Here is a 15,637-nt window from a genome sequence, read left to right on the forward strand (position 1 = left end):
GCGGTCTGGGAGGCTGCGCGGCGTGCACCTCGACCAGGTCCTCGACTGGCGCGGCCGGCGGGTCCGCTGGACGCGTCTCGGCACCGGGCCCGCGGTGGTCCTCTGCCACGGCACCCCCTGGTCGTCGTGGCTGTGGGCCCCCTACGCGCAGGCCCTGGCAGCCGACTTCACGGTCCACCTGTGGGACATGCCCGGCTACGGCGCCTCCTCCAAGGACCCCGAGCACGCCGTCTCCCTCGACGTCCAGGGGGAACTGCTCACCGACCTGCTGCGGCACTGGGACCTCGACGCGCCGCACGTGGTCGCCCACGACGTCGGCGGCGCCGTCGCCCTGCGCGCCCACCTGCTGCACGGTGCCCGCTGCGCGTCCCTGGCCCTGGTCGACGCCGTCGCCCTGGCGCCGTGGGGCTCGCCGTTCTTCCGCCTCGTGCGCGAGCACGCCGCCGTCTTCGCCGCCCTGCCGCCGGCCGTGCACGCCGGGGCGTTGCGCGCCTACGTCGCCGGAGCCAGCCACCGCGGCCTCACCGACGCCCAGCTCGACGCGCTCCTGGCGCCGTGGGTCACCCCGCAGGGGCAGGAGGCGTTCTACCGCCAGGTCGCCCAGGCCGACGAGGCGTTCACCGACGTCATCGAACCGCTCTACCCGTCGCTGGACCTGCCGGTGCACGTCGTCTGGGGTGCCGAGGACACCTGGGTCCCGGTCGAGCGCGCGCACCGCCTGGCCGCACTGATCCCCGGTGCCGGTCTCACCGTGGTCCCCGACGCCGGGCACCTGGTCCACCTCGACCAGCCCGTGCACCTGGCCACCGCCCTGCGGGCCTGGCTCACCGACCGCACCTGAACCGCACCTGGAGCGCACCCCGCCGCCGCCCGCGCGCTCACAGCGCCCCCGACCCACCCACCAGCACCGCCAGGACGAACGCCCACCCGCCCCGCAGGCGCCGCGAGCCGGGCGCGTGCTGCCGGCGGCCGGGCAGCGGACCGGACAGCAGCAGGAACGCCGTGGTGCCCAGGGGCAGCGAGAACAGCCAGAACCACGCCCACCGCGTCGCCCACCACGGCTCCGCGGCGCCGATCAGCACCAGCAGGGCGCCCAGCGACTGCACCACCAGCAGCACGACCACCCAGCCGCGCACGGTGGCGCCCAGCACGCGGGCGGACAGGACGAAGCCCCGGGCGTGCTCGACGCGCTCGACGCGCACGCCCGGATCCCACGCCCGCACCGCCTGCCCGACGTCGCGGGTGGTCACCGGCAGCGCCGACGCCTCGCCGACCGCGTCGGAGAGCGCGCCGACGAGGTGCTCGTCGCTGACCAGGCGGACCTCGGCGCTCCGCACCTGCCACGCCCCGCGCCAGTCGGCGCGCCAGCGCACCCGCTGCACGACCTCACCCGTGGCCCCCGCCGGCAGGCCGCCGACCACCTGCACGCCGGCGACGCGCCCGGCTCGAGCGGCGACCCGCAGGTCCTGCACGTCGGCGGCGCGCTCCCCGAACACGAGCGTCACCAGAAGCACCACGAGCGTCACGGCCAGCAGGGCGGCACGCACCCCGGCCCACCCGCGCCACGGCGCACGCACCGGCGGCAGCGGGGTGGACGACGCATCGAGCACCCCGACGACGCTAGCGGCGCACCACCCGCCGTCAAGCGCGCCCGCGCCGCACGCGGACCACCCGGGGCGCACCGAGGTCCCCCGCCGACGCCGGTCCCGGGCGCCTCCTCAGCCCCTCGACCGGAGCCGGCGCCGGAGCTGCCTCACGCGAACACCGTCGCCGTCAGGGCCAGCGCCAGGGCCAGCGCCCGGTCGAGCACCGTCACGCTCCGCGGGGCGGGTCCTGGGCGACGTCCCCGCCGGGCAGGGGCGGTGGGGTGCCGCCGAACGCCGGGCACAGCGCCTTGTGGTCGCACCACGAGCACAGCCTCCCCGGGGTGGCCGGCCACTCGCCGCTGGCGCGGTTGCGCTCGATGGCCTCCCACACGGCCCGCACCTCGCGCTCGGTGGCGCGCAGGTCGTCCTCGTCGGGGCAGTGGCCCAGCACCTCGCCCGAACCGAGGTACACCAGCCGCAGCGAGCGCGGCACCACCCCGCGCAGCCGCCACAGCACCAGGGCGTAGAAGCGGATCTGGAACAGGGCGGCCGCGGCGAAGCGGTCGGACGGCGCCCGGCCCGTCTTGTAGTCGACGACCCGCAGCCGGCCGTCCGGGGCCACGTCCAGGCGGTCCACCACCCCGCGCAGCACCGGGCCGCCCTCCAGCGGCACCTCCACCCGCACCTCCCGCCCGGCCGGCTCCAGCCGGGTGGGGTCCTCCAGGTCGAAGTAGCGCCGCAGCAGCGAGCGCGCCTGCGCCAGCCAGCGCTGCAGCGCAGCGCGGCCGTCCTCGTCGTCGCCGAACAGCGCGCCCAGGCGCTCATCGCCGGCCAGCAGCTCCCGCCAGCGCTCCTCGACCATCCCGCACGCCGCCTCGGGGGTGCGCTCGGCGGCCGGCAGGTCGAAGAGCCGCTCCAGCACCGCGTGCACGAGGGTTCCGCGCGCCGCCGCCGGCGAAGGCGCCTCCTCCAGCCTGTCGATCGTGCGGAAGCGGTACAGCAGCGGGCACCGCAGGAAGTCCGCCGCCCGGGACGGCGACAGACCCCGCGCGCGACCCGCAGCCGTCCCCGCAGCCGTGCCGGGCGGGGGACCGCCGTCGGCCACGGGCTCGCCGGGCCGCTCGGGGGAGCCGGGCACGTCGGTGGTGGTGCTGGACACGCCGGCAGGCTAGGTGCCGCCCCCGACACGGGTGCTCGCACGCACCGCCCGCAGGACCACCCCGGCGGCGCGGGCGTCCGCCGGGCCGGGGCGCGGCGGGGCGGGGCACGGCGGGGCGCGGCGGGGCGGGGCGGGGCACGGCGGGGCGGGGCGGACGGTCGCTCACGGCCGCCTAGGATCGGCGGGTGCGCAGCCCCCGAGTCACCGACCGCCCCGCCGGCGAGGCCCGGTGAACGGCGCCGGCATCCGCCTGGGGCGCCCCTTCGGCGTCCCGCTGCTGCTCGCGCCCTCGTGGTTCCTCTTCGCCGCCGTCATCGTGTGGGTCTTCGCCCCCGTGGTCTCGGTGCGGGTGCCCGGCCCGGCGTCCTACCTGGTGGCCTTCTCCTACGCGGTGCTGCTGCTGCTGTCCGTGCTCGTGCACGAGGTCGCCCACGCCCTGGCCGCCCGCTGGTCGGGCCTGCGCGTGTCCGGCATCGTCCTGAACGTCTGGGGCGGGCACACCACCTTCCAGGACGGCGACGTCGGCCCGGGCCGCAGCCTGCTCATCGCCGTGGTCGGGCCGGTCGCCAACGGCGCGCTCGCGCTGGCCGCCCACCAGGCCGGGGAGGTGGTGCGCGCCCAGCCCGGCCCGGTCGGGGTCGGTGAGCTGCTGCTGGGCGCCCTGACCGTCTCCAACGTGCTGCTGGCCGCCTTCAACCTGCTGCCGGGCCTGCCCCTGGACGGCGGTCACGCCCTGGAGGCGGTGGTGTGGAAGGTGCGCGGCGACCGCCTGGCCGGCACCGTCGCCGCCGCCTGGGCCGGCAGGGTGCTCGCCGCGCTCACCCTGGTGGCCGCCGTCGCCGTGCCCCGCCTGCTGGGGTGGCAGGCGACGCTGACGCAGGTGGTGTGGGCCGGGCTCGTCAGCGCCCTGCTGTGGCAGGGCGCCTCCCAGGCGCTGCAGTTCGCCGCCCAGCGTCGCCGGGTGCCGCTGCTGTCCGCGCGCGCCCTGCAGCGCCCGGCCATCGCCGTCAGCTCCCGCGCCACCGTCGAGGAGGTGGTGCGCGCGGCCCGCGCCGCCATCGACGCCGGCGCCACCGCCGGCAGCACCCGCGACCTGGAGGTCGTGCTCGTCACCGACGACGGCGTGCCGGTGGCCGTCGTGGACACCGCCGCCCTGAGCCGGGTGCCGCTGGAGCGGCGCGGCGCGCTCGGCGCCGGGGCCACCGCCCGCGCGCTGCCGCCCCGCTGCTGGCTGCCGGGCGACCTGACCGGCGAGGCGCTGCTGGACGCGGTCGCCGCCCGCCCCGGCGAGCACGTCGTCCTCGGCGCCGGCGGGCGCGTGGAGGGCCTGCTGCACACCGGCGACGTCGTCGCCGCCGTCACCGCGCGCTGAACCGCGCGCCCCACCACCCGCACGAGCACCCCCGCACGAGCACCCCCGCACGAGCACCCCCGCACGAGCACCCCCGCACGAGCACCCCCGCACGAGCACCCCCGCACGACCACCCCCGCACGACCACCCCGCACGACCACCCCCGCACGACCACCCCGCACGACCACCCCGCACGAGCACGCACCACCAGGGAAGGACCCCGCGTTGAACGACGCCCCCACCAGCCAGCCCGCGAACCCGCCCGCGGACCCCGCCGGTGGGCCCGCCCACGGGCCCGACGGCGGGCCCACCGGCGCCGCCACCCGCCGCGGGCCGCTGCGGGAGGGGGAGCGGGTGCAGCTGACCGACCCGCGCGGGCGCCTGCACACCATCACCCTGACCGCCGGCAAGGAGTTCCACACCCACCGCGGCCGCTTCCGGCACGACGAGCTCATCGGCCGCCCCGACGGCACCACGATCACCAACTCCGCGGGCGTGGAGTACCTCGTGCTGCGGCCCCTGCTGGCCGACTTCGTGCTGTCCATGCCGCGCGGCGCCGCGGTGGTCTACCCCAAGGACGCCGGGCAGGTCGTGCAGATGGCCGACGTCTTCCCCGGCGCCACCGTCATCGAGGCCGGCGTGGGCTCCGGGGCGCTGACGATGTCGCTGCTGCGCGCCGTCGGCGACGCCGGCCGCGTGCACTCCTTCGAGCGGCGCGCCGACTTCGCCGACATCGCCCGCGGCAACGTGGAGACCTTCTTCGGCGGCTCCCACCCCGCCTGGCGGCTGACCGTCGGCGACCTCGTGGAGTCCCTGCCCGCCTCCGGGCTGGACTCCGCCGCCGGCACCGGCGCCGACCGCGCGGTGCTGGACATGCTGGCCCCTTGGGAGTGCCTGGACGCCGTCGCCGACGCGATGGCCCCCGGCGGGGTCCTCATCTGCTACGTCGCCACCGCCACCCAGCTCTCCCGCGTGGCCGAGGCCGCCCGCGCCTCCGGCCGCTGGACCGAGCCGGAGGCGTGGGAGTCCATGGTGCGCGGCTGGCACCTGGAGGGCCTGGCGGTGCGCCCGCAGCACCGCATGGTCGGGCACACCGGCTTCCTGATCACGACCCGCCGCTTGGCCGACGGCGTCACCCCGCCGCTGCGCAAGCGCCGCCCCGCCCCCGGCGCGTACAGCGAGGACACCGGCGCGGACACCGGCGCCGGCCCCGACGCCCTCTCCGACGGCGAGGGCTACGGCGAGCGCCCCGTCTCCGACCGCAAGGCCCGCAAGGCGGCCCGGGAGGCCGCCGCCGGGGCCACCGCCTCGCACGAGGCCACCCACGGCGCCACCCCCGCCGACGTGAGCACCACCGGCGAGGACCCCGCCGACGTGGGCACCGCCGGTGCCCCGGACGAGGGCTGAGGTGGCCGCGCACCCGTGATGGCCCACAGCCACGCCTGCACCGGCCTGGCCGCCGGCGCCGCCACCCTCCCGCTGGCCCCCGTGCACGGCCCGGTGGCCACCGCCGCGTGGGTGGCGGCCTGGGGCGGCGCCGCGCTGCTGCCCGACTTCGACCAGGGCGGCATCTCCTGGAAGCGGGCCCTGCCGCGACCCACCGGCTCCACCGTGGCGCAGATGTGGGGCCCGCTGACCACCACCGCCGCCTCCCTCGTCGGCCGCCTGGCCGGCGGGCACCGCTGGGGCACCCACGACCCGCTGCTGGCACCGGTCCTCTTCGGCGCCCTCGCGTGGGCGGCGGCGCTGCACCCGGTCACCTCCCTGGCGGTGCTCGCGTTCGTCACCGGCGCCGCCCTGCGCGGGTGCCACTTCGTCATCCCCGGCCAGGTGGAGACCACCGTGCTCGGCAACCTCGCCCTGTCCTTCGGGCTGGCCTGGTGGGTGCTCGATCGCCACCCCGCCGGGGTGCCGTGGCTGCCGTGGGCGGTGGCCGGCGGCGTGCTCGTCCACGTGGTCGGCGACTGGCTGACCGTCGGCGGCGTGCCGCGCCCGCTGGCCGTGCCGCTCGCGCTGCTGGGCGGGCGGCGCCGGCGCACCGCCCTAGGGCTGTTCCGCACCGGGGCGCGCGTCGAGCACGCCATCGCCGCGCTCGCGGTCGCGCTCACCGCGGTCCTGCTCGCCCGGCACCTGCTGCTGCCCCTCCTGTGAGCCCCGGCGCTCGCCGTCCCGCTCCAGCGGGGAGCGGCCGAAGCGCACGTGCACCTGCTCGAAACCCTTGTGCCGCTGCGCCTGCGCCAGGCGGGTGTAGGCGCGCTGATCGGCGTCGGTCAGCACCACGGCGTCGGTCAGCGGGGTCAGCAGCGCCCGCGGGTACAGCCGCCGCACCCGCACCACGTCGGCCTCCACGCACAGCACCACGCAGCAGGCGGCGACGAAGAGGAACACGATGCCACCCAGGACCACCGTGAAGACCTGGTTGGACACGCTGGAACGCTCGGCCACCGAGGAGACGATCCCGCGGCCGAAGTGCTGCAGCACCTGCCACAGCACCCCCATGGCCACGGCGCCCGGCAGGACCGTCCGCACGTCCGGCCGGTGCGCGGCCGCCAGCCGGAACGCCACGCCGAAACCGACCGCGGCCAGCGCCGCAGCCCCGGCGTGCGAGGCCCACTCGGCCAGGCCCGGCGGCACGTGGGCGCTGATGACCGCGCTGAGCACCGCGGTGCCCACCACGAACATCCCGGCCGTGACCAGCAGCAGCAGCGCCCGTCCCCGCGCCAGGAACGGGTTGGGGCGCTCGTTGCGCGGCACCGCCCACGCCACGTTGACCGCGTTCTGCAGCGCCAGGCCCAGCCCGGTCGCCCCGTACAGGGCACCGGCGACACCGATGACGAGGCCGACCGCGCCACCGCCGAGGCGCTCGGGGCTGCCCAGCTCGTCGCCGATGACGGGCACCTGCGCCACCGCGGAGTTCAGCACCGCCTGCTGCGCGTCCGGGTCCCCGGAGAGCACGTAGCCGAGGATCGTGGACAGCAGCAGCAGCAGCGGCACCAGCGCCAGCAGGCCGTAGTAGGCGATCAGCGCGGCCAGGTAGGCGCCCTGGTCCTCGAAGAACTTGTAGACCACCGCCAGCGGGTAGCCGACGGCCGGGTGCCGGCGCTGGAAGACGTCCAGCCGGTGCACGGCACCGCTGCGCCGCTCGATCTCGGGCACGGGTGCGTCGGGCACGCGCACATCCTGGGGGCAGCCGCCCGCGCCCGCAGGTCCGGCGCCCCGACCCTCACGGTCGAGACCGGAACGTGACTAGTTCGTTACCGTCAGTCGCGCCGGGTGGGGGTTCCGACACGGCGCGCACCGCGCCGGAGCGGGTTAGGGTCGAGCGCATCCACCGCCCGCCCGGGGAACCGGGAGGGCCACGAGGGGGAGGACGCGCCATGACGGAACCCCAGCGCCGCTTCGGCGGCGGAGGTGAGCGGGACGCCCGCCACACCGCGCTGCTGGAGGAGCAGCTCGGAGCAGCGCGCTCGCGCCTGGCCCAGGTCAGCGCCCAGAACGACCGCCTCGCGGCGACCCTGCGCGACGCGCGCGACCAGATCGTCTCGCTCAAGGCCGAGGTCGACCGCCTCGGCCAGCCGCCCGCGCAGTTCGCCACCTTCCTCGCCGCCGTCGGGGACGGCACCGCCGACGTGGTCAGCGCCGGCCGGCGCCTGCGGGTGGCCGTCAGCCCCGCCGTGGAGCTGTCGGCGCTGCGCCCCGGCCAGGACGTCATGGTCAACGAGGCGATGAACGTGGTCGCCGCCTGCGACTACGAGCGCACCGGTGAGCTGGCCACCGTCAAGGAGGTCCTCGACGACGGGCGCGCGCTGGTGCTGGCGCGCGCCGACGAGGAGCGCGTGGTGCGCCTGGCGGGTCCGCTGGTGGACGGCCCGCTGCGGGTCGGCGACTCCCTGACCATCGACACCCGCTCCGGCTTCGCCTTCGAGCGCATCCCCAAGGCCGAGGTCGAGGAGCTGGTCCTCGAGGAGGTCCCCGACATCCACTACGAGGACATCGGGGGACTGGGCTCGCAGATCGAGGCGATCCGCGACGCGGTCGAGCTGCCGTTCCTGCACGCGGACCTCTTCCGCGAGCACGGCCTGCGCCCGCCCAAGGGCATCCTGCTGTACGGCCCGCCCGGCTGCGGCAAGACCCTCATCGCCAAGGCGGTCGCGAACTCGCTGGCGAGGAAGGCCGCCGAGCTGCGCGGCGAGACCCAGGCCAAGAGCTACTTCCTGAACATCAAGGGCCCGGAGCTGCTCAACAAGTACGTCGGCGAGACCGAGCGGCACATCCGGCTCATCTTCGCCCGCGCCCGGGAGAAGGCGAGCCAGGGCACGCCCGTGGTGGTGTTCTTCGACGAGATGGAGTCGCTGTTCCGCACCCGCGGCTCCGGCGTCTCCTCCGACGTGGAGACCACGATCGTGCCGCAGCTGCTCAGCGAGCTGGACGGCGTGGAGCGCCTGGAGAACGTCATCGTCATCGGCGCCTCCAACCGCGAGGACATGATCGACCCCGCCATCCTGCGGCCCGGTCGCCTCGACGTGAAGATCAAGATCGAGCGCCCGGACGCCGAGAGCGCCGGCGAGATCTTCGGCAAGTACCTGACGCCGGAGCTCCCGCTGCACCCCGAGGACGTCGCGGCCAACGGCGGCGACGCCCGCGCGGCGGTGGAGGCGATGATCCGCGCCACGGTGGAGCGCATGTACACCGAGGGCCCGGAGAACGAGTTCCTGGAGGTCACGTACGCCGGTGGTGACAAGGAGGTCCTGTACTTCAAGGACTTCAACTCCGGCGCGATGATCCAGAACATCGTCGACCGCGCCAAGAAGATGGCCATCAAGGACCTGCTGACCTCCGGGCAGCGGGGTCTGAGGGTGGAGCACCTGATGAGCGCGTGCGTGGACGAGTTCAAGGAGAACGAGGACCTGCCCAACACCACCAACCCCGACGACTGGGCCCGCATCTCCGGCAAGAAGGGCGAGCGGATCGTCTTCATCCGCACCCTGATGCAGGGCAAGAAGGGCACCGAGGCGGGCCGCTCCATCGACACGGTCGCCAACACCGGCCAGTACCTGTAGCGCCCACCGGCGGTGACCGGGTCACCCCGGCGCCCCGGGTCACCGCGGGCCCGCACCCGGACCGGGTGCGGGCCCGCGGTGCGTCACGGCCCGGGCGGCGCACCGGGGTCCTCCCACCAGCGCGGCCACGCCGCCAGCAGGGCCCGCGAGTCCGGCACGAACGGCCAGGACGGGTCGGCCAGGCGCTCGCGCAGGGACCGCGCCGGCTCCCACCACCCCGCGGCGACCTCGCTGGCCTGCAGCACCAGCGGTCGCCCGTCCCACCACGCCTCGTACACGTGCGCCAGGTAGTGGGTCACCTCGTCGCGGTACCAGCGCCGCAGCACCGGCCGCAGCGCGACCGACCCCACCCCCAGCTCCTCGGCCAGTTCGCGGCGAGCGGCCTCCTCGACGTCCTCGCCGGCGCCGACCACGCCACCGGCCAGGCAGTCGTGCGCCCCGGGGTGGACGTCCTTGGTGCCGGTGCGCCGGTGCACGAACACCCGCCCGTGCCCGTCGCGCAGCAGCACCCCGGTGGCCGCGTGCGGGAGGTTCCGCGAGCGCACCCGCCGGCGCGGTGCGCTGCCGGTGACCCGCCCGGCGGGCTCGGACGGGTCGTACAGCGCCACCCGCTCCCCGCCGGTGTCCAGCCCGCCCGGCTCCCCGCCCCGTCCCGGGGCCGGCTCCCCGCCCTGCTCGTCACCCGGCTGGTCGCTCACCTCGTGCACGCGCCCCGACGCTACCGGCGCACCCACGCGGCGTGACCGATCGTGCCCGCTGCGCTGCGCGGGGTCCCGACGTCGACCGGCGGGTCCGCCGATCGGGGGATGCCGACGGGCCGGGGAACTCCCCACGACCGACGCACGACCCCCGGGCGAACGGCCTAGGGTGACGCGCGTGCGATCCCCCCTGCTGCGCCCCGCCCACCCGCGCGCCGCGCGCCGGCTGCTGCCGGCCACGGCCACCGCCGCCGTCGCGGCCCTGCTGCTGGCCGGGTGCGGCGAGGATGAGGAGGCGGCCGTGAGCACCGCCGCCGTGCAGACCGGCGCGGTGCGGGAGGTCGTGGAGGCCTCCGGCACCGTGCAGCCGCGCGCGTCCTCCACCGTGGCGGCGCCCGCGACCGGCACGGTGGCCACCCTGGAGGTCACCGACGGCCAGCAGGTCCAGGCCGGTCAGGTGCTGGCCACCATCGACTCCCCGCAGGCGCACGACGCGCTGGAGCAGGCCCGCGAGGCGGACCGCCGCGCGGCCGCCGCCGGCTCCTCGTCCTCGTCCTCGTCCGACCCCGACGAGATCGCGGCCCAGCAGCGCCGTGCCCGCGCCGACGCGCAGGCGCGCTTCGCGCAGGCCGAGGAGCAGGCCGCGGCCCTGCCCGACGCGGTGGCCCGCGAGGCCGCGCTGGCGGCGGTCCGCTCCTCGCGCACCCAGTACGAGCTGCTGGCCGGCCAGACGCAGGCCCTGGTGGAGCAGGTCGCCGCCGGCCTCGGCGACGTCGACGCCGCCGTCGCGGCCCTCGGGCAGGCGCAACGGGTGCAGACCCGCGCGGCGGTGGCCGCCGCGCAGGCCACCGTGGACGCGCTGACCGTGCGCGCCCCCATCGCCGGCACCGTCTCGCTGGCCGCCACGGGCTCGACCGGTGCCGGTCTGCCCGCCGGAGCCGCCGCGCTCCTGCAGGGCGGCGCCGGTGCGCTGCCCGAGGGCGCCCTGGCCGGCGCCACCAACGGGCAGGACCTCGGCGCCGCCGGCGCACCCGGTTCCCCGGTGCTGGCCGCCGGGGCGGCCGTGAACGCCGGTGCCCCGCTGCTCAGCGTCATCGACGCCTCCGTGCTCACCCTGACCGCCGACGTCGACGAGTCCGACGTGCTGCGCGTGCAGCCCGGCCAGGTCGCCGAGGTCGTCGTCGACGCCGTCGAGGGCGCCACCTACCGCGGCACCGTCACCGGCGTGGACCCCAGCGCCACCGGTTCCGGCGGCGCCGTCACCTACACGGTGCGCCTGAGCTACGACGGCGGCAGCGCCACCGGCGGCGGCCAGGCACCCACCCCGCTGCCGGGCATGTCCGCGGTCGTCTCGCTCGTGGTCGCCGAGGCGGACGACGCGGTGCGCGTGCCCGCCGCCGCCGTCGTGCGCGGCACTCCCGACGAAGCCCCCGACGAAGTCCCCGGGGAGGCCCCCGACGCGGCCGGCGCCGGCGGGGCCGCGACCGCCGACGCGGTGTGGGTGGTGCGCGACGGCGTCGCCGAGCGCCGCGACGTCACCGTCGGGGTGCGCGGTCAGCGGGCCGTGCAGATCACCGAGGGTCTGCGGGCGGGGGAGCGCATCGTCACCGAGGGCGCCGCCGACGTGCGCGCCGGTCAGCAGCTGCCGTGACCCGCGCCCCGCACCCGGCACCCGTCGGACCCGCCGGCCGGCACACGGCGGAACGCACCGGGGAGCCCACCGGGGAGCCCACCGGGGAGCCCACCGGGGAGCCCACCGGGGAGCACGCCTCCGCGGCGATCGAGGCCGTCGACGTCACCCGCAGCTACTCCTTCGGCGGCGGCGCCGTGCAGGCGCTGCGCGGCGTCAGCTTCACCGTCGCCGACGGCGAGTACGCCGCGATCGTCGGCCCCAGCGGCTCGGGCAAGTCCACCCTCATGCACCTGCTGGGCTGCCTGGACCGGCCGACCTCCGGCACCCTGCGCGTCGGCGGGCGCGACCTGCGCGAGCTGTCCGACGCCGAGCTGGCCGAGCTGCGCAACCGCCAGATCGGGTTCGTCTTCCAGTCCTTCCAGCTGCTGCCGCGCTCCAGCGCCCTGGACAACGTCGCCCTGCCGCTGCTGTACCGGGGCGTGAAGGTCGCCGAGCGCCGCGAGCGCGCCGCCGCGGCGCTGCGCGCGGTGAACCTCGGGCACCGCCTGACCCACCGCCCCACCCAGATGTCCGGCGGCGAGCAGCAGCGCGTGGCCATCGCCCGCGCCCTGGTCGGCGAGCCGCGCATCCTCCTGGCCGACGAACCCACCGGCAACCTCGACACCCGCAACGGCGCCGAGGTCATGCGCATCCTGGAGGACCTCAACTCCGAGCGCGGCGTGGCCGTCGTGCTCGTCACCCACGACGACGAGGTCGCCGCCCGCGCCCGCCGCCAGGTGCGGGTGCGCGACGGCCTCGTGGAGTCCGACAGCGCCACCGGCGCACCCGCCCGCGGGAGCGCCGCGTGAACGGCGTGGAGGCGTTCCGCGTCGCGCTGGACGCCCTGCGCGGCAACCGCCTGCGCAGCCTGCTGACCACCCTTGGCATCGTCATCGGCATCGCCGCGGTCATCGTCGTCGTCTCCATCGGCGCCGGCGCCCGCGAGCGCATCGAGTCCCAGGTCGAGGGCCTGGGTTCCAACCTCGTGCTCGTCGTGCCCGGCGAGTTCGACCCGAACAACCTCGCCGCCGGCGCCGCGGCCGCCTCCACCCTGCAGCGCGAGGACGCTGAGGTCCTCGCCGAGGTCACCGGCGACCCGGGCGCCGTCACCGCCCGCCTCACCTCCGGTGCCCAGGTGCGCGCCGGCGGCGTCGAGCGGTTCGTCACCGTCCAGGGCACCGACGAGAACCTGCCCGAGGTGTTCACCCGCCCGGTCGCCTCCGGGCAGTACTTCACCGGCACCGACGTCGACGCCCGCCGCCGGGTGGCCGTGCTCGGCTCGCGCGCCGCCGAGGACCTCTTCCCCGGCGCCGAGGCGGTGGGGCGGCAGATCACCGTGTCCGGCACCCGCTTCCGCGTCGTCGGCGTGCTCGCCGAGCAGGGCGAGTCCTTCGGCGTCTCCCAGGACAACGAGGTCCACGTGCCCCTCACGGTGGCCCAGCGCCTGCTGGGCCTGCAGCGGGTGGACGCCTTCGCGGTGAAGGCCCCCGGCGCGGACGCCGTGCCGGAACTGGCGCGCGACCTGCGGGCCGCGCTGGAGGCCGAGTACCCCGACCAGGCCTTCAGCGCCGTCACCCAGACGCAGGTCCTCGGCGTCGTCGGCGAGATCCTCGGCCTGCTCACCGCCGTGCTCGCCGCGATCGCCGCCATCTCCCTGCTCGTCGGCGGCGTCGGGGTGTCCAACATCATGCTCGTCTCGGTGCGCGAGCGGACCCGCGAGATCGGCCTGCGCAAGGCCCTGGGCGCGCGCCAGCGCGACGTGCTCGTGCAGTTCCTCGTCGAGGCGGTGCTGCTGACCAGCGTCGGCGGCGTCATCGGCATCGTCATCGGCCTGTCCGGCTCCCTGCTGGTGGACCGCTTCTCCCCGTTGCCGGCCAGCGTGGAGTGGTGGAGCCCGGTGGTCGCGTTCGCCGTCTCCGCCGCCGTCGGCGTCTTCTTCGGCGTCTTCCCCGCCCGCCGCGCCGGCCGGCTGGACCCGGTGGTCGCCCTGCGCGCCGACTGAGCCGCGGAACCCCGCACCAGCACCGGCCCCGAGGCGGCCGGTGGTGACCGGACCGGCGGCGCGCGCACCCGCCCCGTAGGGTCGAGGAGTGAGCGTGCGCAGGGTGACCGGCCTGGAGACCGAGTACGGCATCTCGGTGCCCGGGGACCCCGGCGCCAACCCGATGCTGCTGTCGGCGCAGGTCGTCAACGCCTACGCGGCGCCCGCCACCGGCTCGATGGGCGCGGCGCTGCGCACCCGCTGGGACTACGAGGACGAGGCACCGCTGCGCGACGCGCGCGGCTTCGAGCTGCAGCGCACCGCCGCGCACCCCTCCCAGCTGACCGACGCCCCCGCCCGCGGCGACGCCCACGGCCGCCGGCGCGGCGGCGCGGGGGAGCGGGGCGAGCGCCGCACCGCGCCCAGCACCCCCGACGTGGCCGGCGCCGAGGCCGAGGACCCCACGACGGCCAACGTCGTCCTCACCAACGGCGCGCGCTTCTACGTCGACCACGCCCACCCGGAGTACTCCTCCCCGGAGGTGCTCACCCCCCGCGACGCGGTGCGCTACGACCGCGCCGGCGAACGGGTCCTGCTGGAGGCGCTGCGCCGCGTGGCAGCCACCCCGGGCCTGACACCGGTGACGATCTACAAGAACAACACCGACGGCAAGGGCGCCTCCTACGGCACCCACGAGAACTACCTGATGGACCGCACCACCCCCTTCACCGACGTGGTGCGCCACCTCGTCCCGTTCTTCGTCTCCCGGCAGGTGATCGCCGGCGCCGGACGCGTCGGCATCGGGCAGGACTCCGCCCGGCCCGGCTTCCAGATCAGCCAGCGCGCGGACTTCTTCGAGGTCGAGGTCGGCCTGGAGACCACGATGAAGCGGCCCATCATCAACACCCGCGACGAACCGCACGCCACCGCCGAGAAGTACCGGCGCCTGCACGTCATCGTCGGCGACGCCACCATGTGCGAGGTCGCCACCCTGCTGAAGGTCGGCACCACCTCCCTGGTGCTGGAGATGCTGGAGGCCGGGGCGCTCGCGGGCGGCCCGGCCGGCGACCTGCAGCTGAGCGAGCCGGTGCGCGCCCTGCACGAGGTCTCCCACGACCCGGGCCTGACGCACCTGGTGCGCCTGCGCGACGGCCGGCGCATGAGCGCCCTGCAGCTGCAGCGCGCCTACTTCGAGGCCGCCGCCGCCTTCGTGGAGGACCGCTCCGGCCCCGACACCGACGCCGACACCCGCGAGGTCCTCGCGCTGTGGGACGACGTGCTCGGCAAGCTCGAGCGCGACGTCTTCTCCGCCGCCCGCCAGGTCGACTGGGTCGCCAAGCTGCGCCTGCTGGAGGGCTACCGCTCCCGCGACGGGCTGGGCTGGGACAGCCACCGGCTGCAGGCGGTGGACCTGCAGTGGTCCGACGTGCGACCCGAGAAGGGCCTGTACCACCGCCTGGCCGCGCGCGGTCAGGTCGACCGCCTCGTCACCGACGAGGCCGTCGAGCACGCCGTGGCCCACCCCCCGGAGGACACCCGCGCGTACTTCCGCGGCGAGTGCCTGGCCCGCTACGGCGCCCGGGTGGCCGCGGCCAGCTGGGACTCGGTGATCTTCGACGTGCCCGGTCGCGGTGCCCTGCAGCGGGTGCCCACCCTGGAGCCGCTGCGCGGCACCCGCGAGCACGTCGGGGCTCTGCTGGACCGCTGCGCCACGGCCGAGGAGCTCGTCGCCGCCCTCACCGGCTCCTGACCACGACCCGACCGCGATCCGACCACGGCCCGACCACGGCCCGACCACGGCCCGGCCACGGCCCGACCCGCCGCCCGGACACCGGGGCGCGCGCGGCCCGGCCGGGTTAGTGTCGTCAGCACTCCGGCCGTGCGGCCGGTGCTGACCGAGACGTCAGGGGGAGCCAGCCGATGCCTGGACAAGAGCAGCAGCGCCCGAGCCGCCGCGAGGACGAGCCGGAGGAGACCCCCGCCGTGCCCGCGCAGGCCACGGCCCAGGTCAAGGAGAGCGACGCCGAGGTCGACGCCCTCCTGGACGAGATCGACGACGTCCTGGAGTCCAACTCCGAGGAGTTCGTGCGCGGCTTCGTGCAGAAGGGCGGCCAGTAGGCCGGACCGGGG

At 76.6% G+C, this 15,637-nt stretch carries 14 protein-coding genes; 10 read left to right on the forward strand and 4 right to left on the reverse strand.

Features of this window, described 5'->3' with window-relative positions; all coding sequences use genetic code 11:
- Nucleotides 1–22: 22 nt before the first annotated feature.
- Complete coding sequence (locus tag MN205_RS04245; protein WP_242124609.1) at nt 23–841, forward strand: alpha/beta fold hydrolase; 819 nt, start codon at nt 23–25, stop codon at nt 839–841.
- A 37-nt stretch (nt 842–878) separates the two neighbouring features.
- Here MN205_RS04245 and MN205_RS04250 read toward each other — a convergent pair whose 3' ends face one another.
- Both MN205_RS04250 and MN205_RS04255 read right to left on the reverse strand, forming a co-directional pair.
- Nucleotides 879–1,610, reverse strand: a complete 732-nt coding sequence (locus MN205_RS04250; protein WP_242124610.1) for a hypothetical protein — start codon at nt 1,608–1,610, stop codon at nt 879–881.
- A 202-nt stretch (nt 1,611–1,812) separates the two neighbouring features.
- On the reverse strand, nt 1,813–2,745 hold the full coding sequence (locus MN205_RS04255; protein ID WP_242124612.1) for a PD-(D/E)XK nuclease family protein: 933 nt from the start codon (nt 2,743–2,745) through the stop codon (nt 1,813–1,815).
- A 229-nt stretch (nt 2,746–2,974) separates the two neighbouring features.
- Here MN205_RS04255 and MN205_RS21500 point away from each other — a divergent pair, with 229 nt between their 5' ends.
- The 3 genes from MN205_RS21500 to MN205_RS04270 all read left to right on the forward strand — a co-directional run bounded on the left by MN205_RS21500 (nt 2,975) and on the right by MN205_RS04270 (nt 6,247).
- Nucleotides 2,975–4,117 (forward strand): site-2 protease family protein, encoded by a 1,143-nt coding sequence (locus MN205_RS21500; protein WP_242124614.1) that lies wholly within the window; start codon nt 2,975–2,977, stop codon nt 4,115–4,117.
- A 204-nt stretch (nt 4,118–4,321) separates the two neighbouring features.
- Entirely contained in the window at nt 4,322–5,503 is a 1,182-nt protein-coding gene (locus tag MN205_RS04265) for a tRNA (adenine-N1)-methyltransferase (RefSeq protein ID WP_305037158.1), read from the forward strand.
- An 18-nt stretch (nt 5,504–5,521) separates the two neighbouring features.
- Nucleotides 5,522–6,247: a metal-dependent hydrolase gene (locus MN205_RS04270; protein ID WP_242124616.1), complete on the forward strand. Its 726-nt coding sequence runs from the start codon at nt 5,522–5,524 to the stop codon at nt 6,245–6,247.
- Here MN205_RS04270 and MN205_RS04275 read toward each other — a convergent pair.
- The gene (locus MN205_RS04275; protein WP_242124618.1) at nt 6,140–7,267 is read right to left on the reverse strand and encodes a YhjD/YihY/BrkB family envelope integrity protein; all 1,128 of its coding nucleotides are present in this window, start codon (nt 7,265–7,267) and stop codon (nt 6,140–6,142) included. The two genes, MN205_RS04270 and MN205_RS04275, sit on opposite strands and share 108 nt — an antisense overlap.
- A gap of 206 nt (nt 7,268–7,473) precedes the next feature.
- Between MN205_RS04275 and arc the strand changes: the two genes are divergently transcribed.
- Nucleotides 7,474–9,156, forward strand: a complete 1,683-nt coding sequence (arc, locus tag MN205_RS04280) for a proteasome ATPase (RefSeq protein ID WP_242124620.1) — start codon at nt 7,474–7,476, stop codon at nt 9,154–9,156.
- Nucleotides 9,157–9,239: 83 nt separating this feature from the next.
- Here arc and MN205_RS04285 read toward each other — a convergent pair whose 3' ends face one another.
- Complete coding sequence (locus MN205_RS04285) at nt 9,240–9,863, reverse strand: NUDIX domain-containing protein (RefSeq protein WP_242124621.1); 624 nt, start codon at nt 9,861–9,863, stop codon at nt 9,240–9,242.
- 169 nt (nt 9,864–10,032) lie between these two features.
- Between MN205_RS04285 and MN205_RS04290 the strand changes: the two genes are divergently transcribed.
- The 5 genes from MN205_RS04290 to MN205_RS04310 all read left to right on the forward strand — a co-directional run bounded on the left by MN205_RS04290 (nt 10,033) and on the right by MN205_RS04310 (nt 15,625).
- Nucleotides 10,033–11,505 carry an efflux RND transporter periplasmic adaptor subunit gene (locus MN205_RS04290; protein WP_242124623.1) on the forward strand — a complete coding sequence of 491 codons (1,473 nt, stop codon included), beginning with the start codon at nt 10,033–10,035 and terminating at the stop codon, nt 11,503–11,505.
- A gap of 128 nt (nt 11,506–11,633) precedes the next feature.
- Entirely contained in the window at nt 11,634–12,335 is a 702-nt protein-coding gene (locus MN205_RS04295; protein ID WP_374115840.1) for an ABC transporter ATP-binding protein, read from the forward strand.
- Entirely contained in the window at nt 12,332–13,528 is a 1,197-nt protein-coding gene (locus tag MN205_RS04300) for an ABC transporter permease (RefSeq protein ID WP_242124628.1), read from the forward strand. Before MN205_RS04295 ends, MN205_RS04300 begins: the two co-directional genes overlap by 4 nt.
- A gap of 88 nt (nt 13,529–13,616) precedes the next feature.
- Nucleotides 13,617–15,257 (forward strand): depupylase/deamidase Dop, encoded by a 1,641-nt coding sequence (dop, locus tag MN205_RS04305; protein ID WP_308220233.1) that lies wholly within the window; start codon nt 13,617–13,619, stop codon nt 15,255–15,257.
- A gap of 170 nt (nt 15,258–15,427) precedes the next feature.
- Entirely contained in the window at nt 15,428–15,625 is a 198-nt protein-coding gene (locus MN205_RS04310) for a ubiquitin-like protein Pup (protein WP_242124630.1), read from the forward strand.
- Nucleotides 15,626–15,637 lie beyond the last annotated feature (12 nt).

This window comes from Kineococcus sp. TRM81007 (assembly GCF_022669155.1).
Lineage (GTDB): Bacteria > Actinomycetota > Actinomycetes > Actinomycetales > Kineococcaceae > Kineococcus.

Bases quoted from the DNA above. Each gene is read 5' to 3' on its own strand.
- MN205_RS04270 (WP_242124616.1), top strand. From the start codon at position 5,522: ATGGCCCACAGCCACGCCTGCACCGGCCTGGCCGCCGGCGCCGCCACC.
- arc (WP_242124620.1), top strand. From the start codon at position 7,474: ATGACGGAACCCCAGCGCCGCTTCGGCGGCGGAGGTGAGCGGGACGCC.
- MN205_RS04310 (WP_242124630.1), top strand. From the start codon at position 15,428: ATGCCTGGACAAGAGCAGCAGCGCCCGAGCCGCCGCGAGGACGAGCCG.